The 23,475-nt window shown below is 42.1% G+C and carries 23 protein-coding genes and 1 pseudogene; 17 read left to right on the plus strand and 7 right to left on the minus strand.

The window, feature by feature from the left end; genetic code table 11:
• Window positions 1-17: 17 nt before the first annotated feature.
• Both ACE3JL_RS18255 and rimM read right to left on the minus strand, forming a co-directional pair.
• Window positions 18-797: an ABC transporter permease gene (locus ACE3JL_RS18255; RefSeq protein WP_271990752.1), complete on the minus strand. Its 780-nt coding sequence runs from the start codon at window positions 795-797 to the stop codon at window positions 18-20.
• A 205-nt stretch (window positions 798-1,002) separates the two neighbouring features.
• Window positions 1,003-1,581, minus strand: coding sequence for a ribosome maturation factor RimM (gene rimM, locus ACE3JL_RS18260; RefSeq protein WP_375328086.1), 579 nt, complete (start codon window positions 1,579-1,581; stop codon window positions 1,003-1,005).
• Between the two features lie 150 nt (window positions 1,582-1,731).
• Between rimM and ACE3JL_RS18265 the strand changes: the two genes are divergently transcribed.
• Window positions 1,732-2,529: a Tab2/Atab2 family RNA-binding protein gene (locus tag ACE3JL_RS18265; RefSeq protein WP_271988633.1), complete on the plus strand. Its 798-nt coding sequence runs from the start codon at window positions 1,732-1,734 to the stop codon at window positions 2,527-2,529.
• Here the strand turns inward: ACE3JL_RS18265 and ACE3JL_RS18270 are convergent.
• Both ACE3JL_RS18270 and ACE3JL_RS18275 read right to left on the minus strand, forming a co-directional pair.
• Window positions 2,512-3,306, minus strand: coding sequence for a CPBP family intramembrane glutamic endopeptidase (locus tag ACE3JL_RS18270; RefSeq protein WP_271988634.1), 795 nt, complete (start codon window positions 3,304-3,306; stop codon window positions 2,512-2,514). The genes ACE3JL_RS18265 and ACE3JL_RS18270 overlap by 18 nt on opposite strands.
• Before the next feature lie 432 nt (window positions 3,307-3,738).
• The gene (locus tag ACE3JL_RS18275; RefSeq protein ID WP_271988635.1) at window positions 3,739-4,125 is read right to left on the minus strand and encodes an AbrB family transcriptional regulator; all 387 of its coding nucleotides are present in this window, start codon (window positions 4,123-4,125) and stop codon (window positions 3,739-3,741) included.
• A 532-nt stretch (window positions 4,126-4,657) separates the two neighbouring features.
• Here ACE3JL_RS18275 and ACE3JL_RS18280 point away from each other — a divergent pair.
• From ACE3JL_RS18280 to ACE3JL_RS18290, 3 genes and pseudogenes are all read left to right on the plus strand, one after another.
• Complete coding sequence (locus ACE3JL_RS18280) at window positions 4,658-5,641, plus strand: succinate dehydrogenase/fumarate reductase iron-sulfur subunit (RefSeq protein WP_271988637.1); 984 nt, start codon at window positions 4,658-4,660, stop codon at window positions 5,639-5,641.
• A gap of 74 nt (window positions 5,642-5,715) precedes the next feature.
• Window positions 5,716-6,717, plus strand: a complete 1,002-nt coding sequence (locus tag ACE3JL_RS18285) for a CsgG/HfaB family protein (RefSeq protein ID WP_375329627.1) — start codon at window positions 5,716-5,718, stop codon at window positions 6,715-6,717.
• A 372-nt stretch (window positions 6,718-7,089) separates the two neighbouring features.
• A pseudogene (locus ACE3JL_RS18290) lies at window positions 7,090-7,524 on the plus strand (Rpn family recombination-promoting nuclease/putative transposase); the annotation flags it as partial.
• A 77-nt stretch (window positions 7,525-7,601) separates the two neighbouring features.
• On the opposite strand, the gene ACE3JL_RS18295 reads toward ACE3JL_RS18290, so the two are convergent.
• The gene (locus tag ACE3JL_RS18295; protein ID WP_375328087.1) at window positions 7,602-8,156 is read right to left on the minus strand and encodes a Uma2 family endonuclease; all 555 of its coding nucleotides are present in this window, start codon (window positions 8,154-8,156) and stop codon (window positions 7,602-7,604) included.
• Between the two features lie 226 nt (window positions 8,157-8,382).
• Between ACE3JL_RS18295 and ACE3JL_RS18300 the strand changes: the two genes are divergently transcribed.
• The 10 genes from ACE3JL_RS18300 (at window position 8,383) to ACE3JL_RS18345 (ending at window position 16,344) form a co-directional block, all read left to right on the plus strand.
• Window positions 8,383-9,906 carry a DNA methyltransferase gene (locus ACE3JL_RS18300; RefSeq protein ID WP_271989780.1) on the plus strand — a complete coding sequence of 508 codons (1,524 nt, stop codon included), beginning with the start codon at window positions 8,383-8,385 and terminating at the stop codon, window positions 9,904-9,906.
• Window positions 9,907-9,986: 80 nt separating this feature from the next.
• Entirely contained in the window at window positions 9,987-10,829 is an 843-nt protein-coding gene (locus tag ACE3JL_RS18305) for an Rpn family recombination-promoting nuclease/putative transposase (RefSeq protein ID WP_375328088.1), read from the plus strand.
• Between the two features lie 293 nt (window positions 10,830-11,122).
• Window positions 11,123-11,299: a hypothetical protein gene (locus ACE3JL_RS18310; protein ID WP_190358725.1), complete on the plus strand. Its 177-nt coding sequence runs from the start codon at window positions 11,123-11,125 to the stop codon at window positions 11,297-11,299.
• Window positions 11,296-12,354 (plus strand): DUF3326 domain-containing protein, encoded by a 1,059-nt coding sequence (locus ACE3JL_RS18315; RefSeq protein ID WP_375328089.1) that lies wholly within the window; start codon window positions 11,296-11,298, stop codon window positions 12,352-12,354. The genes ACE3JL_RS18310 and ACE3JL_RS18315 overlap by 4 nt, the downstream gene beginning before the upstream one ends.
• Entirely contained in the window at window positions 12,351-12,932 is a 582-nt protein-coding gene (locus tag ACE3JL_RS18320) for a CPBP family intramembrane glutamic endopeptidase (protein ID WP_271992159.1), read from the plus strand. Before ACE3JL_RS18315 ends, ACE3JL_RS18320 begins: the two co-directional genes overlap by 4 nt.
• Window positions 12,933-13,133: 201 nt before the next feature.
• Entirely contained in the window at window positions 13,134-13,577 is a 444-nt protein-coding gene (locus ACE3JL_RS18325; protein ID WP_002752631.1) for a DUF3531 family protein, read from the plus strand.
• An 817-nt stretch (window positions 13,578-14,394) separates the two neighbouring features.
• Window positions 14,395-14,880, plus strand: a complete 486-nt coding sequence (locus tag ACE3JL_RS18330; protein WP_002744263.1) for an allophycocyanin subunit alpha — start codon at window positions 14,395-14,397, stop codon at window positions 14,878-14,880.
• Between the two features lie 79 nt (window positions 14,881-14,959).
• On the plus strand, window positions 14,960-15,445 hold the full coding sequence (apcB, locus tag ACE3JL_RS18335) for an allophycocyanin subunit beta (protein ID WP_150978039.1): 486 nt from the start codon (window positions 14,960-14,962) through the stop codon (window positions 15,443-15,445).
• 190 nt (window positions 15,446-15,635) lie between these two features.
• Window positions 15,636-15,839 (plus strand): phycobilisome linker polypeptide, encoded by a 204-nt coding sequence (locus ACE3JL_RS18340; RefSeq protein ID WP_002739162.1) that lies wholly within the window; start codon window positions 15,636-15,638, stop codon window positions 15,837-15,839.
• A 121-nt stretch (window positions 15,840-15,960) separates the two neighbouring features.
• Entirely contained in the window at window positions 15,961-16,344 is a 384-nt protein-coding gene (locus ACE3JL_RS18345) for a DUF4346 domain-containing protein (protein WP_271992156.1), read from the plus strand.
• 139 nt (window positions 16,345-16,483) lie between these two features.
• Here the strand turns inward: ACE3JL_RS18345 and ACE3JL_RS18350 are convergent, their stop codons facing one another.
• Complete coding sequence (locus ACE3JL_RS18350) at window positions 16,484-17,347, minus strand: branched-chain amino acid ABC transporter permease (protein ID WP_002747356.1); 864 nt, start codon at window positions 17,345-17,347, stop codon at window positions 16,484-16,486.
• A 685-nt stretch (window positions 17,348-18,032) separates the two neighbouring features.
• Here ACE3JL_RS18350 and ACE3JL_RS18355 point away from each other — a divergent pair.
• Window positions 18,033-18,542: a pentapeptide repeat-containing protein gene (locus ACE3JL_RS18355; RefSeq protein WP_002760385.1), complete on the plus strand. Its 510-nt coding sequence runs from the start codon at window positions 18,033-18,035 to the stop codon at window positions 18,540-18,542.
• On the plus strand, window positions 18,539-19,666 hold the full coding sequence (locus ACE3JL_RS18360) for a 5-(carboxyamino)imidazole ribonucleotide synthase (RefSeq protein WP_375328090.1): 1,128 nt from the start codon (window positions 18,539-18,541) through the stop codon (window positions 19,664-19,666). The genes ACE3JL_RS18355 and ACE3JL_RS18360 overlap by 4 nt, the downstream gene beginning before the upstream one ends.
• 206 nt (window positions 19,667-19,872) lie before the next feature.
• On the opposite strand, the gene ACE3JL_RS18365 is transcribed toward ACE3JL_RS18360, so the two are convergent.
• Window positions 19,873-20,811, minus strand: a complete 939-nt coding sequence (locus ACE3JL_RS18365; protein WP_271992153.1) for an SGNH/GDSL hydrolase family protein — start codon at window positions 20,809-20,811, stop codon at window positions 19,873-19,875.
• 338 nt (window positions 20,812-21,149) lie between these two features.
• Between ACE3JL_RS18365 and ACE3JL_RS18370 the strand changes: the two genes are divergently transcribed.
• Window positions 21,150-23,384, plus strand: coding sequence for a DNA methyltransferase (locus tag ACE3JL_RS18370; RefSeq protein ID WP_375328091.1), 2,235 nt, complete (start codon window positions 21,150-21,152; stop codon window positions 23,382-23,384).
• The last annotated feature ends 91 nt before the right edge of the window (window positions 23,385-23,475 follow it).

Raw genomic sequence — 23,475 nt, forward strand, 5'->3', positions numbered from 1 at the left:
ACATTCGGCAACCCCATTTAAAATTGTCGTCGTGAAAAGATGAGGATGGAGATACCCAATAATAGACCAGTATAAACGAGACTGTAGAGGGCATTACCGATTAGAACATCAGCACTAGGCAGCAAACCATAAACGGCCTCGTTTCTAAAATTCAATCTCTCCAAATCTGGGAGAATTAGATAAATATTTTTGGTGATAGCGAGAATATTGGGATTTTTGCTGATTATACCCAATTGGATCAGATCTTTGCTGATGTGACCCATTAGATAGACCCCAAAAGTCATTAGCGTGGCTAAAATCGAACTGGTAAATACCCCAAAAGCGATCGCCACGGCTGCGATCAGAATTAATTCCAAACCGAGATAGAAAACCGAGACAATCAGGGGTAAAGCTTGAAAAGATACTTTCATCCCCAGCAACATCAGCAGGTAAATCACCAACATTACCCCCAACATCACCGCTAAAACCCCGGACAAACCCAAGTGTTTACCGAGGATAAATTCGGCCCGACTCAGGGGTTTGGGAATCAAAACTAAAATAGTTTTCTTGTCAATTTCCCGATTGATTAGTCCTGTACCCACAAAAATCGCGACAATTACCCCTAATAACCCGATAGCGGCTAATCCCAAGTCAAGAAAGATTTTCTCATGGGTTCCCACCGCAATTTCTGGTAATAAACGCCAAGCGAAGGCCATCAACAAGGCAAAAAACCCGATAAAGTAAAGAATGCGATCGCGAATAACCTCGCGAAAACCATTAGCTGCGATCGCCCAGATTCTCAGGATGCTGATACCCATAGCCTTTCATCAAAATAATATCTGTCTTTCCTTTTGAGATTACCCATTTCCGTGACAAAAGTGGACCTCCTCTCAAAATCAAAAATTGTCACGGTAGCAGTCCGTAACGATGACTAGGTATTCTTAAAGTTAGCCAAAACAGCAGCTAATCCTTACTGTTCCATTGTCACCTTATCTTTGTCGAAATCCGCCATCAAGAATCAGCCTAGGATAAATTGATCTCCAATAACCCCGGTGGTGGCGAGATCTCGATGCGTGCCGCTTTCAGATCCACCAGTGGAACAATTTCTTTGACAAAGGGAACCAGGGCCCGGTCCTCTGAGTCGGAGGATGGACTTTTTTTCTTGACGGAGGCGAGATTTGCTTCTAGTTGCACTGCTAAAATGTCATTACCCGCCCACAAAATATCTACTACAACTCCGATTTTTTCTCCTGTCAGGTGATGATAAACCTCCAAGTTTACTAGCTCACTAACATGATATTCATCCGCTTTTAGGCGAGGTTTTTCTAGTTTATTCGCCCATAATTTATGTCCGCGCAAAGCTTCGGCCTGTTCCCGATTTTCAACCCCCTCTAACTTGATAATATAAACATTTTTGCCCGGTAGCTCACGTCCCCTAAGCAGGGTAATTTCTCGGATTTCTCCCCCTTGGGGTCCTTGTATTCCCCTAATACCTCTTTTCTGAAAACGTTCGGGAAAATCTGATACCGATAAAACTCGCAATTCTCCCTCCAGTCCCTGGGGTGCTACTATTGTCCCAATTTCTAGCCAATTCTCTTCCATTGTCTCGATATTTTTTGCTATAGCTTTCCCTAGTATATAGCCTTTTTTGTCTCGCTCCTAGATTTTTAAAGTCTTGGTAGGGTAAAATTTTTAGTTGACCTCTACTCCTGACCATTTTTTGACTTTTTACTGGTGGCTTGTTACTGAATTATGACTATTTTGCAAGCGGATTTTTATAAATCTTCATCTTCTTCTCCTCTTGGGACAGTCTGGCAATTGTTAATTTCCGATTCTCTTGGTCATCTTATCTATGAAAATTCCTGTCCCCAATCCCAAGCTAATAGTGACTGGTTAACTCAACAGTTACAGCAAGCTTGTCAAGTCTCCCCCCCAGAAATTATCCAAGTTTTTCGCCCCCAATGCGCCAATTTATTTCTCCTCGCTGGTCAAAATTTACAGATCAAAATTGAGTTAACCCGTCACGTTAACGCCCTGAAAAAACAGCTAGAATTACGGCAAATCCCCATCAATATCGACTCTCCTCCACCGCAACCCCTACCAGACCAATTTTTAGGTCAAGAGTGGCGTTTTGCTCGTTTTCCCGCCCTTGATTTAGTTAACTTTTTTGGCGATCGCAGAATACCGATTCTTTCCCTACCAGAGGCCTTTTCTCCTTTAAAATTAGGTTTAGCCTCCACTCTCATGATCCCCGGTGTGGTTATTACTGGTGGTAAAAAATCTCTTGCCATCGCTCGTTGGTTAGAGGAAATTAACCCAGTATTTATCGATCATATTCCCACAGAAAGGGGGCGATCGGGCGGTTTAGTCTTGGAATCGGGTCTAAATGAGCGTTGGATTTTTCTAACCTACGAAGATGAAGAAGTGGCCCGGGCCGCCAATATTTATCAAGCAACCAAACAGGAAAGCCAAGGTTTGCACTTTCTCCTGATACAACCGGATGATTCTGGCCGCACTTTTACCGGCTTTTGGCTACTGAAACAAGTTTAACCCCCAAGCTGTCCCCAAGAGGCAAAGAATACCCGCTAAACCCGCTAAAGGTTGGTTATAGATACCTTTAACCCAAACTAACCCAGAATCGCTGTAAGACATCAATTCGGCACTGTCTAGCAAGGCCAATCCCCACACCCAACCGCTATGAAGTCCCCAAGCTAATCCTAAACTACCATGATCGATCGCCCGCGCCCAGACCAGAACCATCCCCATCAGAAATAAACCGGGTAGTTGCGGCAGCGTTTGCTGACGTTCCCAAAGCAGATGCAGCAGGGCAAAAATTAGGCTAGAAATGGCTCCCGCCACCCAAAAACCGTATTCTTGGCTTAATTGGCTCAAAAAGATGCCCCGAAAGATTAATTCCTCGGTAATACCCACCCAGAGGGCCACTATCAACAGGGGTAAACTCAAGGCAAAAGCACGAGTTAGGTTTTTGGGCTGCCAATGTACCCAGGCCAAAATCCCCTCTAGAAAAAAAATTATCCCTAATCCCACCACTGCCAAGATTAATCCTTTGGTTAGGGAGATAAATAGGGAAAATGACCAAATTAATCCGTAATTATGGAGGCTGCTCCCCTCTATCTTCAATAACCCCCAGATGACTAAGGGAGCCAAAACGTAAAGAGAGGCCACTAGGGGCAATTTCTGCTCAGGTTTTGTCCCTTGCAGCGGTTGCCATCCCAAACGACTCCCTAAACCAATGGCAATCGGCAGCCAGAGAATTAACCAGACCAAAAGGAAAATAATAATTTTTATTAAGGCAGCTATGTCCATTGTCAATTAGGTGCTAGGGGCGGGAATTATAAATTATGAATTATGAAGTGGGGAGAGGAGTGTGGGTTTTGAGGTTTTGAGGTTTTGGGGTTTTGGGGTTTTGGGGTTTTAGTTGAAATTTCCCTATCCCCCCATTTCCCCATTTCCCTACCCCCTACCTCCTACCCCTAACACCCATAAAACAAACCCCCTAGGCATAGGATAACTGTGGAACTTTGCTCTGGGAAAGCCTAGCTCCAACAAAAATCTATCTCTAGGGGGTTGCGAAAAAGAAGAAAAAGTGCTTAGGGAAACCCCCTCAAGTTGATGAAAGGGGCGGTCAGGGGTTAGAATTAGGGATAAGAATCTATATTGTCTTTTTGGTCGGTCTTGTCAAAACTAGCCCTTTTGACTGCCGATTTTTTTTGTCCTTATCCCCACTCCGTAACCTGTTTAAGCTTCTGCCAGTTCTTCTGATTCCGTTTGTTTGAGGTGGATGTGCTTGTAACCAAGCTTGATTTCAAACTCATCGCCGGGCTGCAAGTTCATTTGTTCGGTATAGGTAGAACCGATGACGATTTGACCATTTTTGTGGACACTAACCCGGAAAGTAGGTTCGCGGCCGCGGCCATCTTTAGCACCGTCGGGATCTAGAGGAACCCCTTTTGCACCTAAAACAGCATCGTAAAAGTCGGTTAAATTAACCCGAACTTGGCCATCTTTACTTTGGGAGTAGTAACCACAACGTTTTGCCGTTTCGCGACGGGGTAAGTGGGATAACTCTTTGACTTTTTGTAGTAGAGCTTTCCCGGTTAGGGGAGTAGGAGAGATGTCACTCATGGTACTTTTTAATGTTCCTTGATTTTTTACTGACTGTCAATTAAGCTTACACTGACAAATTAATCATACCAAAAATCTTGCCAAAAATGTCTAGAGGGGAATAATAAATTTTTTAAAACTGATGGTTCGGTGATGACAATCGTGCTAAGAAGACCCCGGACTAGGTAGTAAGTGTAAACCTTGTGGGGGAGAGGAAATTTTTGGCCAAGACTCGGGCAATTTTTGGTCGGGTGCGAGGAAAACAGGGGGGAGAAAGTGAGGAGAAAAAACCGTTTAAGCTATACCTAGCAAGGAATTGAGAAACTATACTTGTGGTTGGAGTTGGCAAAAAACTAATGACCCAGAGCAGTAAATCCAGGGTGATTAAACTGTTTTCGAGCGACTTGCCCATCTATCATTAGGCCTAGATACCCACCCCTTGGCTCAACCGGCCGGGGAAAATCTTAAGGATTAATTACCATTACTAGCTCCCTCTTGGCCCGTTAACATCGATTATCCTGAGTATTAGGAGTCCCTCATCCCCGTGCCGAGTATGGAAGTTTATTTTAAAATTCTGCGTCAACAACCCAACGACACCCCTTACCTAGAAAATTTTACCCTAGAGGTGGAGGCGGGAAATACAATTCTCGACTGCCTTAATCGCATCAAATGGGAACTTGATGGAACTTTGGCCTTTCGTAAAAATTGCCGCAATACAATTTGTGGCAGCTGTGCGATGAAAATTAACGGTCGTTCGGCCTTGGCTTGTCAACAAAATATCGCCAGTGAATTAAACCATTGTAGCCAAAAAGATGCCGGAGAAATTCCCGAAATCACGATCGCCCCTCTGGGGAATTTACCGATTATTCGGGATTTAATCGTCAATATGCAGCCGTTTTGGGACGATTTAGAAAAGGTTGAACCTTATATCAGTAGTCAAGCGCGCACCATTCCCGAACGAGAATTTCTGCAAACTCCAGAAGAAAGAGCCAATCTCAATCAGATGGGTAACTGCATTATGTGCGGCGCCTGTTATTCGGAATGTAACGCCAAGCAAGTCAATCCTGATTTTGTCGGTCCCCACGCTTTAGCAAAAGCGCAGCGCACCCTAGCAGATTCCCGCGATGGTAATCAGGAAAGTCGCCTAGAACTTTATAACCAAGGCACCGCAGGGGTTTGGGGTTGTACGCGTTGCTATTTCTGTAATGCGGTTTGTCCTATGGAAGTGGCTCCCATGGATCAGATTGGTAAAATTAAACAGGAAATACTCGCTCGCAAGTCGGACGATAGTAGTCGTCCCATTCGTCACCGGAAAGTTTTAGTAGAATTAGTCAAAGCAGGGGGATGGGTGGATGAACGCAAATTCGGCCTCTATGTGCTGGGCAATTATTGGCGCGATTTACAGGGTTTATTAAGTATTGCCCCCTTGGGATTGCGGATGATTGCTAAGGGTAAATTTCCCACTTCCTTTGAAGCTTCCGAGGGAACCGAGGAGGTGAGAGGTTTAATTACTGCCATTCAAAATCCTCGCTCTTAACCACTCTCGATAGTTAGAGCAATTTTCAGATGTATTATGATCTATATCCTAATATGACTGGAGAACCCCTTATCATGTTCGATCGAGATAGTATCCGTGGTTTTTCTGCTCTGATTACCCTTGTGGGAGTCGCTTCTAGTTTGGGTTTTAGCTTCAACGCACCGGCTTTCTCCCAAGCTACCTCTAACAGTTTACCATTACTCTTAGCCCAAAAAAGCGAAAAGGTGCGCGTAGCAGTTTTAGACTTCGATTATAGCGGTCTCAGTAATCCCCAGTGGTTAACATTTCTCAATGGTGGGGCCAGTGGTGTCAGTGATATTCTCGTCAATAAATTGGTGGAAAGTGGTCGCTATACAGTCATTGAGCGCAGTCGCATTGATGCTGTCCTCAGGGAACAGAATTTTGGGGCTTCGGGACGGGTAGATGCGGCTACCGCTGCTCAAATCGGGCAAATTTTGGGGGTAGATGTGGTAATTATCGGTTCGATTACCCAATTCGATTTACAAAAAAAACAATCTGGTGGCTCGTTTATTATTTTTAGCACTGCTAAGACAGAAACCGATGCTTTTGTCAAGTTAAATGTCCGAGCAATTAATACCACCACGGCCGAAATTATTACCACCGCTCAGGGAGATGGTACTGCCAATCAATCCGATGGTTCAACCGTGGTTTTAGGGGTTGGAGGTGGTTCCCAAACCTCCAACGAAGGGAAATTACTCAGTATTGCCACTGATAAGGCAGTAGCACAGGTGGTGAATAATCTCAACAATAAAGCTGACCAAATCGCCGCTACACCTCGCTCGCTCCCGACTGTCACCGCTTTAGTGGCTGCTGTGGCAGGAAATCAGGTAATTCTCAATAAAGGTACGGGAGAGGGTTATCGTGTCGGTTTACGCATTTCCATCGAACGGACGACTCAAACGGTCAAGGATCCCCAAACGGGTAAGGTTATTCGTCAGATTACTCAACCGATTGGCACTCTCGAAATTGTCGAAGCTGATGGTCAATCTAGCGTCGGTCGCATCATTACCGGTAATGGTTTTAAAATCGGTGATTTAGCTAAACCCATCCGTTAATTATGAATTATGAATTATGAATTATGAATTAACCCCTTGTGCAACTATAGTTTTAGTCTTGATTTACAAGGCTTTCAGAAATCAGCAGAGATGAAAGTATCCTCTGGAACCCTGATTCTGTCGTTTTTAGTTGCACATCGCAGCTTAAATTCAGTACAGCTTACCATCACCTATTCCTTAGAGGAAATTCTCAAAGAAATCAAACAGAGTCTCAACAATAGACCTCTTGTAAAAATCAAAAATTGTGGCGTTGTCAGATCAGAATAGGAAAAATGCAATGCAATCCTTGCTATCCTTCGACTTGGCTCAGGGCAAGTCAAAGTAATTTGAGTTCCGAGCTGATTCGGATCATCTTTCAATTTGACAACGCCGTTTCCCTTTGCCATACTCGCTCAAGCTGAGAAACAAGAAAACCTACTGCGGCAAATTGCCCAAGAAATCGAGCAAATCAGCGATAGTCGAGAACAAAGTAATCTGGCCGCATCTACCGCAATTCTAGCTGGGTTAGTATTAGAGAAAGACATCATTCAACGATTATTGAGGAAAGACATCATGAAAGAATCCGTTATCTATCAAGAAATCTGGTCGGAAGGTTTACAAGAGGGACGACAAGAGGGACGACAAGAGGGAGAAGCTAACCTAGTTTTACGTCTATTAAATCGGCGTGTAGGGGACATTTCTCCCGAATTACTGCCCAATATTCGCAGTCTTGACCTAGAACAGTTAGAAAACTTGGGAGAAGCTTTGTTAGATTTTCAGTCACCACAAGATTTAGAACAATGGCTGGAAAATTGCCGAACTAGTTAGTACAAGTAAACTAAATGCTGTCTATCCATTCCCATGGAAGCAGCAAGCTCTCAACTCCCTTGAGAGTAGTTCGCATTTTAATCTATTCCCCGGTAGAGATCGGCGATCGCTAACTCTAGGTTAATACTTGACAGGATCACGAGATCGCCTGTCTCGTAAATAGTCGTTTCCCATATCCCCAGAGAATTACGACGACGGCATTCCACGCGCTGGATTTCTTGGGAAATTAATACATATTCTTCTAAAGTTTCTATCTGTTGATAATCTTGGAATTTTTCGCCCTTGTCAAAAGCAATCGTACTGGGGGAAAGCACTTCCGCGATCAGTTTCGGATAGCGTTTCAGATAACGATCTTGGCGATCGCGAGGATCGCAGGTAACAAAAGCATCGGGATAGTAATAAAACTGATCTTGATAGTTAACCTTGACATTACCCGAGTAAAACCGACAGTCTGTAGAGTCGCCGAAATGTTCGTCAATGACTTTGAGAAAATTGAAGGCAATGCGATCGTGATTATCCGTACCACCGGCCATCGCGTAAACCAAACCACGTCGGTATTCATGACGGATCTGGCTCTGGCGCTCGATAGCGAGATATTCTTGGGGACTGATGTAGTTGGGAACCGCGATCATAATCTCTAGGGGAAAGCCTAATCTTAATTATAGTCGGAAGGTTTAGGAGAGGGACTTCTGCTGACACTAGGTTAAATTTTGGGCGCGGACAGTTCGATCAACTCACTGACCACGATGCGCTTCTTCTAATTAGTACAATTATATTATTGTAGGGGCGAATTGCATTCGCCCTCTTTAAGGGGGAATAATAATACAATTGAGAATGCAGTCAATCCCCTTAATCTCTATGGTCAATAAACTATACTACGGTGATAACCTAGAAGTGCTGCGGAAATATATCAAAGATGAATCGATCGATCTTTGTTATATCGATCCACCCTTTAATTCTAAACGTAATTACAACCAAATTTATAACAACTTAGGCAAGGAAGATCAAGCACAAGCACAAGCGTTTGTGGATACCTGGACATGGGATAATCACGCTAACGAAGCTTTAGAAGAAATTCAAAGTAACTATCAGGGTAAATTTACCAGTCAGACTATCGATTTAATTGACGGTTTAACCAAAGTTTTGGGTAAAGGTAGTCTTCTCGCTTATCTGGTGAGTATGACTCTGAGGATTGTGGAAGTCCATCGAGTTTTAAAATCTACTGGTAGCTTTTATCTTCACTGTGATCCTACTGCTAGTCATTATTTAAAAATAGTTTTAGACACTATTTTTTGCTCTCAGAAAGGAGAATTTCAAAATGAGATTATTTGGTGTTATTCAATTGGCGGAAAATCTAAAAACAGATTTGGTAAAAAGCACGACGTAATCTTATTTTATACAAAAAGCAATAAAGAACATACATTTAATCAAAAAGGTGCGACAATTCCTAGAAAACAAAATTCTCACATGAAAGTTGGAACAGATTCTGATGGCAGACAATATCAAGAAAAAAAGGATAGTCAAACCAATAAAGTTTATAGATATTATTTAGATGAAGGAAAAATTGCTGAGGATTATTGGACAGACATTGAAACTCTTAATAGAGAAGATAGAGAACGTCTGGGTTATCCCACGCAAAAACCAGAGGCATTGTTAGAAAGGATAATCAAAGCAAGTAGTAATAAAGGAGATGTAATTTTAGATGCCTATTGTGGGTGTGGAACGACTATCGCTGTAGCAGAGAGATTAGAAAGAAACTGGATTGGAATTGATATAACCTATCAGAGTATTAGCTTAATGTTAAAGCGATTAGAGGACTCCTTTGGTAAAAATGTTTTAGATAAAATTGAACTAAATGGTATTCCCAAAGATCTAGAATCAGCCAAGGCATTAGCCACTAAACCCGATGATCGTACCCGCAAAGAATTTGAGAAATGGGCAGTTTTAACCTATAGTAATAACCGGGCTGTGATTAATGACAAAAAAGGGGCAGATAAAGGAATCGATGCTATTGCCTATTTTCAGGGAGATAAAGACAACCGGGAGAAAATTATTTTTCAAGTAAAATCCGGTAATATCAAATCGGGAGACATCAGAGATCTACAGGGAACTATGACACTACAAGGGGCGGCCCTGGGTATATTTATCACCTTGAAACTCCCCAGCAAAGATATGATCCAAACAGCCAAATCTGCGGGAATTTATCGCGGTCGTTACATGAGTCAAAGTGTCGATAAAATTGAGATTGTGACAGTACAAGAAATCCTTGAACAGAAAAAACGTCTCGATGTTATCCTCACCTTTGAAGTCCTGAAAGCTGCCGAAAAACAAAGGGAAACCCAAGGACAACAAATGAGTTTAGATATACCCTTCCCCGAATAAACCTGTTTTTGTTATTTTTTGGGATAGGGTGATAATTTTGTTAAAATATAGATCAGGCTTAACCTAGAATTGAATTAAAAATGTATGATTCTACCTGTAAATTTATCGCCCTTGAATATTCGAGAGACTTAGCCACTTGGTTACTGGGTAAACCCTTAGAATTAACAGAAATTAAACCCTCGGAATTATCCCTAGAACCAATTAGAGCCGATACTTTAATCTTTTTAGAGTCGGAAGAATTAATCTTACATATCGAGTTCCAAACCGACCCTAAAGAAGATATTCCCTATAGAATGCTAGATTATGCCACCAGACTCTATCGACGCTATCCCCATAAACCTATCCATCAAGTGGTTATTTATCTAAGGAAAAGTGAATCCCCCAAAGTCCGACAGAATGATTATAAACAAGGGAAAACCTCTCATCAATTTGAAGTGATTAGACTTTGGGAACAACCCTCGGAACCCCTATTAAAGGCTCCCGGACTGTTTCCTTTTGCCATACTCGCTCAAGCTGAGAAACAAGAAAACTTACTGCGGCAAATTGCCCAAGAAATCGAGCAAATCAGCGATAGTAGAGAACAAAGTAATCTGGCTGCATCTACCGCAATTCTAGCCGGGTTAGTATTAGAGAAAGACATCATTCAACGATTATTGAGGAAAGACATCATGAAAGAATCCGTTATCTATCAAGAAATCTGGTCGGAAGGTTTACAAGAGGGACGACAAGAGGGACGACAAGAGGGAGAAGCTAACCTAGTTTTACGTCTATTAAATCGGCGTGTAGGGGACATTTCTCCCGAATTACTGCCCAATATTCGCAGTCTTGACCTAGAACAGTTAGAAAACTTGGGAGAAGCTTTGTTAGATTTTCAGTCACCACAAGATTTAGAACAATGGCTGGAAAATTGCCGAGCAAGTTAGTACAAGTAAACTCAATGTGGTCTCTCTATTAGTCACATCTTTCCTAACATAAAATTTGACGAAAAGAGAAAAGTGTGCAGGATAGCTTAAGGGGTTTCTACAATACTAAATCCGTTGAGTAACGCACAGAAAACGGGTTTCTCGGAGAAACCCGTTTTCTGCTCATGCAAAAGTCAAAAAGGGGAATAAATAATCAGTCTTTAATAACCAGATTTAGTATAAGGATTGTATAAGTCAGCGCAAGAGGGCAAAATCTTGATAAACTGAGGGGATAACTATCCTAGACCATCCCCATGACCACTCACTTTATTAGTGCCGAAATCGACCTACAGGAAACCCCGCAACAACTGCAGCAAGAAATCGAAAAAGAATTAGCCAAACGCGGTGAACCCTTGCGTTGGGCAATCACAGAAGTGGATACCGAGAATAATCAAGTCAAAGTCGAAGCGATTGTCACCACTGTCTCGTGAATTCTCGTCCCTATACCGCCGTACTAATTATTCCCACCGGCATCGGGGCAGCGATTGGCGGTTATGCTGGGGATGGCATTCCCGTGGCCAGAGCGATCGCCGAAGTTTGCGATCGCCTAATTACCCATCCCAATGTCCTCAACGGCGCACAACTGTACTGGCCTCTGGACAACACCTATTATGTGGAGGGTTACGCTTTAGATCGTTTTGCCCGGGGGGATTGGGGATTAAGTCCCGTCCATCAAAATCGCATCGGATTACTATTCGATCGCGCCATTGAATTTGACCTCTTGCAAAGACACCTTCAGGCTGCCGATGCTGTCCGGGCTACCCTAGGCTTAGATCTCACCGATTACGTCATCACCGATGCCCCCTTAAATGTGCAGTTGCGAGAGGCAGCCTCCGGGGCCAGTTGGGGAACAATTGGCAATCCCGACAGCTTGCTGCGGGGGGCAGAAAAACTGATTAAGCAAGGCCGGGCAGAAGCGATCGCCATTGTTGCCCGTTTTCCCGACGATCCCGATAGCATTGCCCTGGCTAATTATCGCCATGGTCAGGGGGTGGATCCCCTTGCCGGGGCCGAAGCAGTGATTTCCCATCTGGTAGTCCGACAATTCCAAATACCGGCGGCCCACGCTCCCGCTTTAATTCCGCTGCCCCTCGATCCGCAACTTTCCCCCAAGGCCGCGGCCGAAGAAATCGGTTATACTTTTTTACCCTGCGTTTTGGTGGGTTTAAGTCGCGCCCCTCAATTGGTCAAGCGGCCCGGTCCCGATGCTATTTGGGGCCGGGAGGTGGACGCGCTGATCGTTCCCGCCAGTGCCTGTGGCTCTAGCACAGTTTTAAGTTTTTGTCAAGAAAAAACCGTACTGATTGCTGTGCAGGAAAATAGTACGAGAATGAAGGTGGCCCCGGAACCTCTGGGGGTGAAAGCAATTAGGGTACACTCATATACAGAGGCGATCGGTGCGATCGTTTGTCAACGGGCCGGGGTTAGCCTCCCATCTCTTCGCCCTAATTTCAACTCTTTACGCTGTTTATCCGAGAATCTGTGACTAATTCCCCTAATTCCGAATTTGATCCCCTGACACGCACACAAGTCCTCACCATTATGGCGGTAACGGCGATTATCTTGCTGGTAGTCGCCAAAGTCTGGCAATATTTCGGTGCGATCGCTATTCCCGCCATTCGCTGGACTCTCCCAGATTTCCTGTTCGGATTAGCCTTAGCGGGGGCAATTAGTGGAATTAGTGGGCTTCTCTATCGTTTTTGGCCCACTTATCGCCATAGTGCTAACGCTTACTTAGAATTAGTCATTAAACCTTTAGCATGGCCCGATTTAATTTGGGTTGGATTACTGCCGGGGTTAAGTGAAGAATTATTATTTCGCGGGGTGATTTTGCCAGCTTTAGGATTAAATATCTTTGGTCTAACCGTTTCTAGTCTAATTTTTGGTATCCTCCATTTTAGCGGTTCCCAACAATGGCCCTATGTTATCTGGGCAACTGTTGTCGGTTTTGCCCTCGCTTATACCGTCATCATCACCGGTAATTTATTAATCCCAATTCTCGCTCATATTATCACCAATCTCCTCGCTAGTTTTCTCTGGAAATTACAGCATAGTAATCAGTAATCAGTTATCAGTTATCAGTTATCAGTGGGTAAGTTATCAGTGATCAGATTTCAGTTTTAAGTGAGCAGTATTAAATAAAAGTTTCCTACTGTCTTTTCACTGATTACTGTTCACTGTTCACTTAAAATACTCCCTTCTCCCCAATTCATAATTCATAATTCATAATTCCCATCTCCCGTCTCCGAGTCTCCTCTAAAAAATATGGAAGTACAATTTCGCGAATTTAATCCTTTTGATGTCTGGTTTTGGCTGGAATTTTCGACAGTTCCCTCGAATATGGAACAGCAGTATGTAGAAGAAGTTTTTGCCTCTTGGTTTTATTTGGGTAAATTAGGAGCTTTCAATGCCGAAAACCTACAGGTACAGGAGGTGGGAATCGATATTAGTTATATGGAATACGATCCAGATATGGCCGAAAATGCCTTCATGTCACCGATGCACAATATGACCGATTTTGAATACTTAGGTACTTGGGGACGTTGTTGGTTTGATCTCGGTACTAGCGATCTTATTGCTTTAGATATTTTAATCAATGCCTTGACCCAATTAAGTAAGGATTTTGTCGATATTAAACGTTTAATTATCGGTGGAGAAAATCAAGATTGGCCAGTTAGCGATCGCAGTAATTATCTCTTTAGCGAATAATTAGGGTTGACTAAAAAAATTTCTTGGTGTGGTCAGAGATCAGATAAGAGTTTTTCAGTTTACTAGATATCTCCAAAAATTATAACCCAATCACAGCCTACTTAGGGTTTGTGTACTAGCTAATTAGTTCGATGGTTAAAATGTATATCTATCGTTGCTAATTCAATTTTACTTAGAAAATATCAGGCAATTGAAATCATTTTTTATTTGGCTAGATTCCTTAACTATAGAGACTTTTAGTCTTGAGATCATATTAGATTGATGTTCAATCCCACATTCCGCACCCTAGTCGTTGAAATCAAAAGTTGCTCTAGCCCTTGTATAGTAAGACTTTTAGCGATTACTAAGAATTATGAAGTGTCACACTCTAGTCAGCGATCGCCAGCTTAATGAGAGTTTATCTCATTAATTTGGTATCAGAGCTACCAGATTTTTAGGGCTAATTGTGCATCTGCTAGACAAACAAATTAGCCTGTAATTCAGAGCCAGCAATCGTTTTGACGATTTGGATAAAATTTTCAATGTGACACTTTAGGGTGCGGAATGTGGGTTCAATGATTACTGTTTACTTTTTACTGAATCAGTGACAAAGCACTCCCCACCCCGGCTCTCCCCTCTGAGGGCAAATGTTAAAAAGTATTACGAAAATAGTGAGAAGGTGAACCAGATGCCGCAGAATAGTTGCGTTAGGTCGCTCTAGCTAAGGAAGTCTTGAGATGCCAAGGCGGAAACGAGACAACTTGAGCGTAGTGACCACAACTGCTATAAAATGTCAGATTAAGTTTATTAATCTCACTTAGTTGGGAGGAATCCATCAATGAGTATCGTCACGAAATCGATCGTGAATGCTGATGCTGAAGCTCGTTACCTCAGCCCTGGCGAATTAGACAGAATTAAAGCCTTCGTTACCAGTGGTGCCGCTCGTTTACGCATCGCTGAAACCCTGACTGGCGCTCGCGAAACCATCGTCAAACAAGCTGGTGATCGCTTATTTCAAAAACGTCCTGACATCGTTTCCCCCGGTGGCAACGCTTACGGCGAAGAAATGACCGCCACCTGTCTGCGTGACATGGACTACTACCTACGTTTAATCACCTACGGAGTAGTTGCTGGTGATGTCACCCCGATTGAAGAAATCGGTTTGGTCGGTGTGCGTGAAATGTACAAATCCTTGGGAACCGACATCGGTGCCGTAGCTCAAAGCGTTCGCGAAATGAAAGAAGTTGCTACCGGTCTTATGTCTTCTGACGATGCTTCTGAAGCTTCTTCCTACTTCGATTACGTGATCGGCTCTATGTCGTAGAATAACTCCTTTGTGAATTGTTCTAGACACACCCCTCGTAAACCTCTTAAGATTAAGCAAAACCCAAGGAAGAACCACCATGCAAGACGCAATTACTTCTGTTATCAACTCTTCTGACGTTCAAGGCAAATACCTTGACACTTCTGCTCTCGGCAAACTGAAAAGCTACTTCGCCACCGGTGAACTGCGCGTGCGCGCCGCTAGTGTCATTAGTGCCAACGCTGCCGGCATTGTTAAAGAAGCCGTGGCTAAGTCCCTGTTATACTCTGACGTAACCCGTCCCGGTGGCAATATGTACACCACCCGTCGTTACGCCGCTTGTATCCGTGACCTCGACTACTATCTCCGTTATGCTACCTACGCTATGTTAGCTGGAGATCCTTCTATCCTCGATGAGCGCGTTCTCAACGGACTGAAAGAAACCTACAACTCTTTAGGTGTACCCATCTCCTCCACCGTTCAAGCTATCCAAGCGATGAAAGAAGTCACCGCTAGTTTAGTTGGTGCTGACGCGGGTAAAGAAATGGGGATTTACTTCGACTACATTAGCTCTGGCTTAAGCTAGAAGTAACGAACTCGGACAAAATAGGGTTCGGGAAGCCGAGGATGAGTGCTAGGTCTTTAAAGGCTGAATCTGTCCAAGATAGGTTTTGACGAGCTAGTATTGATTCTTGACTCCCGACCTTTGTTATTTTAGGAAAAAGCCTTCGTTAGTTTGAGCGACAAGTTTTTCAGCGATTAGGAGAAGTCAATCCATGCGGATGTTCAAAATCACCGCTTGTGTTCCCAGCCAAAGCCGCATTCGGACACAACGGGAATTACAAAATACCTATTTCACCAAACTCGTTCCCTACGATAATTGGTTTCGTGAGCAACAACGCATCATGAAAATGGGCGGCAAAATTGTCAAAGTGCAGTTGGCTACTGGCAAGCCCGGGACTAATACAGGTTTACTGTAATTGACGGCAACTGGAACTTAAAAAAAAGAGGTCTGGAAAGACCTCTTTTTGCTTGAGGGATTTTTTTCAAACTGTAAAAAATAAACAGAAAACTCCATATTTAAGTAATTTTGTCAAGAAAATGAGCGAATTAAAATCCAAAATCATCGCTATTGATGATCAACTTTCTAAACGTCCGATCGCTCTCGATCCCGCAGGATATTTTATTATTTATCTAGACCGAGAAGCTGGGTTAATCTGTGCCAAACATTATAGCAATATCATCAACGAAAAAGGTTTAGCCGTCGATCCAGAAACGGGAAAAGTTATCGGTGTTAGGCAAAAACTTGATCGCAATCCTGAGTCTATTTACACCGCTAGGACTGCCAAAGAATTAGCCGTCAAAGTAATCGAAGAAACCCAACCTTGTCCCATTACTATGTTCGATCATGCTGCTTATTTAGGTCGAGAATTTACCCGCGCTGAATACGCTTTAATCACCGGGGAAGAATATATTCAGGATTAAAGATTGGGCTTTTCAGTAATCAGTGAACAGTAATCAGTAAACAGTAAACAGTAAACAGTAAACAGGGATAAAGATGAAGATAAATAACTTAAAACTTAAAACTTAAAACTTACATCTGATAACTGATAACTGATAACTGTTAAACCGTGCCTTTAAATAAACCTTGGGGACGGAATAATAACAGCAAGATCATAATTAATAAAGCCACGGCTAATTTATAATCAGAACCAATTAAGGGAACACTAATTTCTTGAGCAACACCAATAATTAAAGCCCCAGCAATCGCTCCGTAGGGATTACCAATACCACCTAAAATAACGGCCGCAAACATTGGTAAGATTAAAAACCAGCCCATATTGGGACGTACTCCCCCGGTAATTAAACCGAACATACCTCCGGCTAAAGCAGTTAAAACCCCCGTAATTATCCATGTCCAGAAGACAACCCATTCGACGTTAATTCCGGTTACTCTAGCTAAATCGTTGCTGTCAGCTACGGCGCGCATCGCCTTACCAATCTTAGTTTTTTGTAATAAAAAATGGAGGGCAATAATAACTATAATTGCCAAACCAATGACTAACAAGCGATCGAAAGCTACTTTAATACCAAAAATTTCTGTAGCGGTCATCACAGGCAGATCGTAGCGTTGATTACTACCGCCCCAAATCATTAAAATACCATTGCGAAGAAATAAAGCCAAACCGATCGAAATAATAATTAAAGTGGTAGAGTCAGCCCGTCGATCGCGCATGGGTTTCCATAATAATCTCTCGGCAATGAGCATGGCAATAGCTGTCACCGCTGCCCCCACCGGCATGGCTAACCAGAGATTAATCCCTTGAGCATTTACCAGCCAAGTTATGTAAGCACCCAAAGTCATAAAATCGCCGTGGGCAAAATTAGACAGACGCAAAATGCCACAGGTAAGGGTTAACCCGACAGCAGCCAGAGCAATAATACTACCGACGGCTAAACCATTGAATAAAAGTTGCGGTGTATCCATCAAACCTCTTGTATAAATCAGAAATCGTCCTTAGAAATAGAAGTCAGGAGAGAGAAAATTAACTAACTTTTGTCTTTTACCTTATTTAACTGAAAGCTGAGGGCCTGTGGCTTAAATATTTTTGTTTAGACCAAATTGCATGACAGTATAAGCTCAGACAGCTATTATAAAGGTTTGTGTGCCAGCAATTTCTAGCGGCCAGCGAAAAGCTGATGGCTTACCAAAAATTTGGGTTTAAAGCCTCCCCCTTCTAGGGGGACTTGGTGATACAATATTAAAGTCTTCAGGTTGCAATGCCGTCGCACATCGTGAAAATTCTGCTGAAACAGTGCAGCACTTTTGAGGGAAGAATAGATAGACAAGAGCCACCGAAAACTCTTTAAACAGGGCAGTAAGTCTTCAAAAAGACTGAATGAATCGAATAAAAACTTTTGTCGTAAGACAGATAGGGTAGGGCAGATCCGAATTTTCCTTGAAATAGGAAAACGCTTGGAGAGTGAACCACAAAAAGGGAAACTAGATAGCAACTGATATTCTAGTAATCTCGGTTCAGACATAATCGTGTAAGACGCGAGTAAGGGAAACCAGAAAGCGCAGTGATGAGCTTCGAGAATCCTCACGCCTTTAGGCCTAGGAGTGTCAATGCTATAAAATCAAGAATGCCCACTGATGGAATTTGCCGCCAATGAAGACTATCTTTCGATTAGCGATCGCTTTTTTTGCCCTACTATTTATCCTATCTCCTGTCAATGCCTTAGCAGCCAGTTCTGCTGCTGTCACAGGAGCCAATGCCAGTTATGAAAACCAGAATCTGACAGGAAAGGATTTTTCGGGACAAAATTTGCAATCTGCCCAATTTACTAACGTTAATCTGCAAGATTCTAACTTTAGCTCTGCCGATTTGCGCGGGGCAGTGTTTAACGGAGCCTCTATCATCGAAGGCAACTTTCATGGAGCGGACTTAACCAATGGGTTAGCCTATCTGAGTACCTTTAAAAATTCCGATTTAAGCGATGCCATTTTTGCCGAAGCAATTATGCTGCGCACCATTTTCGAGGGGGTAAATATCAACGGTGCTGATTTTAGTTTTGCCGTGCTTGACGCTCAACAAATCAAAAATCTCTGTGAAAGAGCCGAGGGTGTCAACTCAAAAACCGGCGTCTCTACCCCGGAATCTTTAGGATGTGATCAATGATGCAAACAAGGGTTGGTGTTATTGGTGGTGGACAATTAGCATGGATGATGGCACAGGAAGCCAAGAAATTAGGCATTTCTCTAATTGTACAAACACCACACCCCGACGATCCCGCCGTTGCTTTAGCTGACGGGGTTGTCTTTGCGGAAATAGCCGACGTGGAAGGCACAAAAAAACTAGCTCAACATTGTGATCTGATCACTTTTGAAAATGAGTTTGTTAATTTAGATGCCCTAGAAGAATTAGCGGCCACAGGAGTGAAATTCTATCCTAGTTTGGCAAATCTGCGCCCCCTATTGGATAAATACGAGCAAAGATGTTATTTACGCTCCCTAGGGTTGCCTGTGCCTGATTTTTGGGCGACAGATAATTTATCCCAACTAGAAAATTATCCTTTTCCGCTAGTGCTGAAAGCGCGACGACACGGTTATGATGGTCAAGGAACCTTTATTATCCGCACTCCTGAAGAATTAAACGCCAAAAAGCCGCAATTAGAGCGTCTCGACTTGATGTTAGAAGCTTATATTCCCTATGAGCGAGAATTAGCCATCGTTGCCGCTAGGGGATTAACCGGGGAAATCGTCACCTATCCCGTGGTGGAAACCCATCAAGAGGAGCAAGTCTGTCACTGGGTAATCGCTCCCGCCGCTCTTAACCAATCTTTACACGCTCAAACCGAACCTATCGCCCATCATCTGTTAAGTAGTTTGTCGGCGGTGGGTGTTTTCGGGATAGAGTTATTTGTCACTCCCCAGGGAGAGGTATTGATTAATGAAATCGCTCCCCGTACCCATAATTCGGGTCATTACAGCCTTTCTGCCTGTCTTACCTCCCAATTTGCCCTACAACTGCAAGCAGTAGCTAATTTGCCCCTCGGAGCCACGGACTTAAAATCTGCCGGGGCAGTTATGGTTAATCTATTGGGTTTTGAGGATAGTGACGGTGATTATGCCGAAAAAAGAGCAGTTTTAGCAGCAATTCCAGACGCTCACGTTTTTTGGTACGGTAAAAAATCTCGTCCCGGTCGAAAATTAGGCCATGTCACCCTCTTAAGGGATACAAGCGATCGCTCTAAGTTATTAGCCCTAGCAAAACAGATAGAAAAGCTTTGGTATGGTTGTTAGGGAATTATGAATTATGAATTGGGGAGTGGGGAGTATTTTCAGTGAACAGTAAACAGTGAACAGTAATCAGTAAATAGTAAACAGTAATCAGTAAATAGTGAACTGATAATTGATAAAAATGTGAACTGAAACCTCACATCTGATAACTGAAACCTCACATCTGATAACTGATAACTGATAACTGATAACTGATTCAGCAACCCTAATTAAAAGACCTTTTTGATTGCCTCGGCCAGTTTTTGACTGATTAACTCGTTACCGTCTCGGCTGAGATGAATATTATCGCGATAGAGAGAATCAGGATTAGGATTGGCCTGAAAAATGGGCAGAAAATCTAGATAAAAAATCTGCTGGTTGCCGGTGAAATCCGCTAGTCTTTGACGGGCCTTTAATTCATAATCTCGCCCCTGTTTTTGAGCTTCACGAATCAGGGGGGTAATAGCGATAATTAAACCTGCTTGATTAGCCTGAGCAAGCTCCTGAATTTGGGCAAGAGCGGTTAAATTATTACCCACTCGATCGCCCCCTTCTCGCACCGGTGGCAGCGGAGGATAACGCTTAAAATATCGATCGTACAACTCAATTAACGCTAAAGCCGGCCGACGAGCGGGATAATTAATTTCTCGTCCCACCACCGTCGAACTAGGAGCTAAAGCGAACAGATCATCAGTATTCATTAATAACACAATCACCTGGGATTCAAAGGTGCCAAAACGTCGCAGATAGGCCAATTGATTGCGCGGTCCCCAAGAATTAGCCGAAGCATTGAGAACTTCCACCGAACCCCTCAGATTCTTTCTTAAATTTTTGGCGATTAAAGCAGAAATGATCTCTTTTTGATCCGTCCACCAGGAGCCATTAGCGATCGAATCACCGATTAACATTATTCTTGTCGTCTCCGGAGGCCGTTGGGGTGTAATCGGCTCGCTGCGCATCGAATACTGATTAACGGCGATAAGATTGGAAAACCGGCGAGTTTGTTGATTAGGAGCCAAAAGATAGCCAATTTCAGCATCGGCTTTGTAAATAAGCGGATTACCGAACCCCAAGACAATTCTTAAAATAGCCTCAAGGAAAAGGGCAAGGGCTAAAAGAACACCTAAAGTGATTAAAGACAGACGAATGATAGCAATTTCTAATAACAAAGATAGATAACAGTTCGCTAATTTATGATATTAACAAAATATAACACGGGAAATACCCATCGGAAAGCGAAGCAGGGTGGCGATGTGCCAAGTGTATCCTTTTCACTTTTCAAAAAACCTATAAGCTGTCAAGCATTTAAATTGCTTGTTGAGACGAGGCAAGAGGCAACAGTAAAAGGATTGGGGGAGATTCGGCTAATCTTAAGAATAGGCGGTTAAGATGCGTCTTAGCTTACCTAACTTCACGGCAGGTTAATGGTAAGTATTCAAACTTAATCAGTCTGATTTGCCCCTAAGTAAGGAAGATTTATCGAAACTATCACAAACAGTGCTAACCAATGAATCATATTTTTTCTACCATTGATTTTCAGGCAATTAAAAATAACCCTAACTTTAAGGAAGACAGCGTTAGAGAAGTGATTATTTTACCTCTTTTAACAAGTTTGGGCTACCAAGAGGATAATATCGAAAGAAGTAAAACCCTACGGCATTCCTTTTTAAAGGTTGGCAGTAAAAAACGTCCGATAAATTTAATTCCTGACTATGTTCTCAAAGTTAATCAAAGTTATGCTTGGGTATTAGAGGCTAAAAAACCAACGGAAAATATCTACGAAGGTGATTCAGTAGAACAGGTCTATAGTTATGCGACTCATCCTGAAATCAGAAGCAATTATTTTGCTCTTTGTAATGGCCTAGAATTTAGTTTATTTAAGACCCTCGATACCAGTACACCTATCTTATATTTTTCCCTTGATGAAATTGCCGATAGTTGGCAAGAGTTGACCCAGTATTTAGCGCCAGATAGATTTCAAGTGGGGAAAAGTTTTACCTATCAAAACCATTCCCCAATCAGTCGCAAAACTTTTGACTACTCAAGTCGTCCCTTGTTAGAACCAATTGAGGTAAAAAAACAACAAGCTAAAAGACATTTTGGTGTGCATGGATATTTTACTAAACAAGCATGGAATGTGGTGGCAGAATATATTAAAAACTTTAGTCAACCGGGGGATGTCATTCTTGATCCTTTTGGGGGTAGTGGAGTGACGGCAATTGAAGCTTTAATGAATAACCGTCAAGGGATTAGTATTGATATTAATCCTCTGGCTATTTTTCTTGTTAATTCTTTAATTAGTCCCGTTGATTTTGATGATTTAAGTCAAGCTTTTGAACGAGTTAAATTAGCCTACCAAGAGCGAGAACCCCAAACCAAAGAGGAAATAACAAAGGCACTCAATACCTATCCCTATCCCGAAGGATTGAAACTGCCTAAAGGTTCTGATGTGGCTACTGTTGAACAGTTATTTAGTAACAAACAATTAGCTCGACTAAGTTTATTAAAACATTTGATTAAACAAGAACTAAACGAGAATATTAGAGAGTCTTTATTGTTAATGTTTTCTGGCTTATTAACTAAAGCTAATTTAACTTATCATAACAATAATCAAAGACCTGCAGCTGGACAGGGTGACACTGCTATATTTAGATATTACCGTTATCGCATAGCACCTCAACCTGTAGAAATTGATATTTTTACTTACTTTGAATTGAGATTTAAAAAGATAGTTGCTGCTAAAAAGGAGATGACGTATTTTATTAATAAAAATACCATCAACTATGCCAAAATTGTTAAAGGAACAGCGACAGACTTAAGTTTTATTGAAAATGAAAGCGTTGATTATATTTATACCGATCCTCCCTACGGAAAAAAAATTCCCTACTTAGATTTATCAATAATGTGGAATGCTTGGTTAGATTTAGAAGTGACGGAAAAGGACTATCAATTAGAAGCTATTGAAGGTGGAACAATCCAAAAAAGTAAACAGGAATATAATCAATTAATTGCCCAAAGTATTCGAGAAATGTATCGAGTTTTGAAATTTGAGCGATGGTTATCCTTTGTCTTTGCTCACAAAGATCCTGAGTTTTGGCATTTAATTTTAGATACCGCAGAAAGTTGCGGATTTGAATATGTGGGAGCAGTGCCACAAAAAAATGGCCAAACTAGCTTTAAAAAGCGGCAAAATCCCTTTACAGTTTTATCAGGACAGTTAATTATTAATTTTCGGAAAGTTCCTACTCCTAAAGCAGTAATGAAAGCTAACTTAGGCATGGATATCACCGAGATTGTCATGCAAACTGTTGAAGGAATTATTGCTAAAAATGATGGGGCAACCTTAGAACAAATTAACGATGAATTGATTATTAAAGGTTTGGAATTAGGGTTTTTAGATTTACTAGCAAAGGAGTATTCAGACTTGACTCCAATTTTGTTAGATAATTTTGATTATGACGAAAAGACTGAACTATATACCATCAAAAAAGATAGTAAGTTTAAATCAAAAATCGATGTTAAATTGAGAATTAAATACTATTTGATTAGCTATTTGAGAAGGATGGAAAGAGATAATAAAAGCTCTAGTTTTGATGATATTGTTTTTAATATATTACCTCTGTTAAAAAATGGCACAACTCCCGAAAATCAGACGATTCTAAGCGTCCTCGAAGATATTGCTCAGAGAGTTGGTGATGATAACTGGCGCTTAAAACAAGAAGGACAATTGAGTTTATTTTAAATCCACTGGCAGCACACTTTGTTCTTTTTGTCAAAAAAACTTTCTCTTTGCAACAAAACTACACAATTAATTGATCAACGGGTTGGGTTTT

This window comes from Microcystis sp. BLCC-F210, assembly GCF_042134685.1.
Lineage (GTDB): Bacteria > Cyanobacteriota > Cyanobacteriia > Cyanobacteriales > Microcystaceae > Microcystis > Microcystis aeruginosa_D.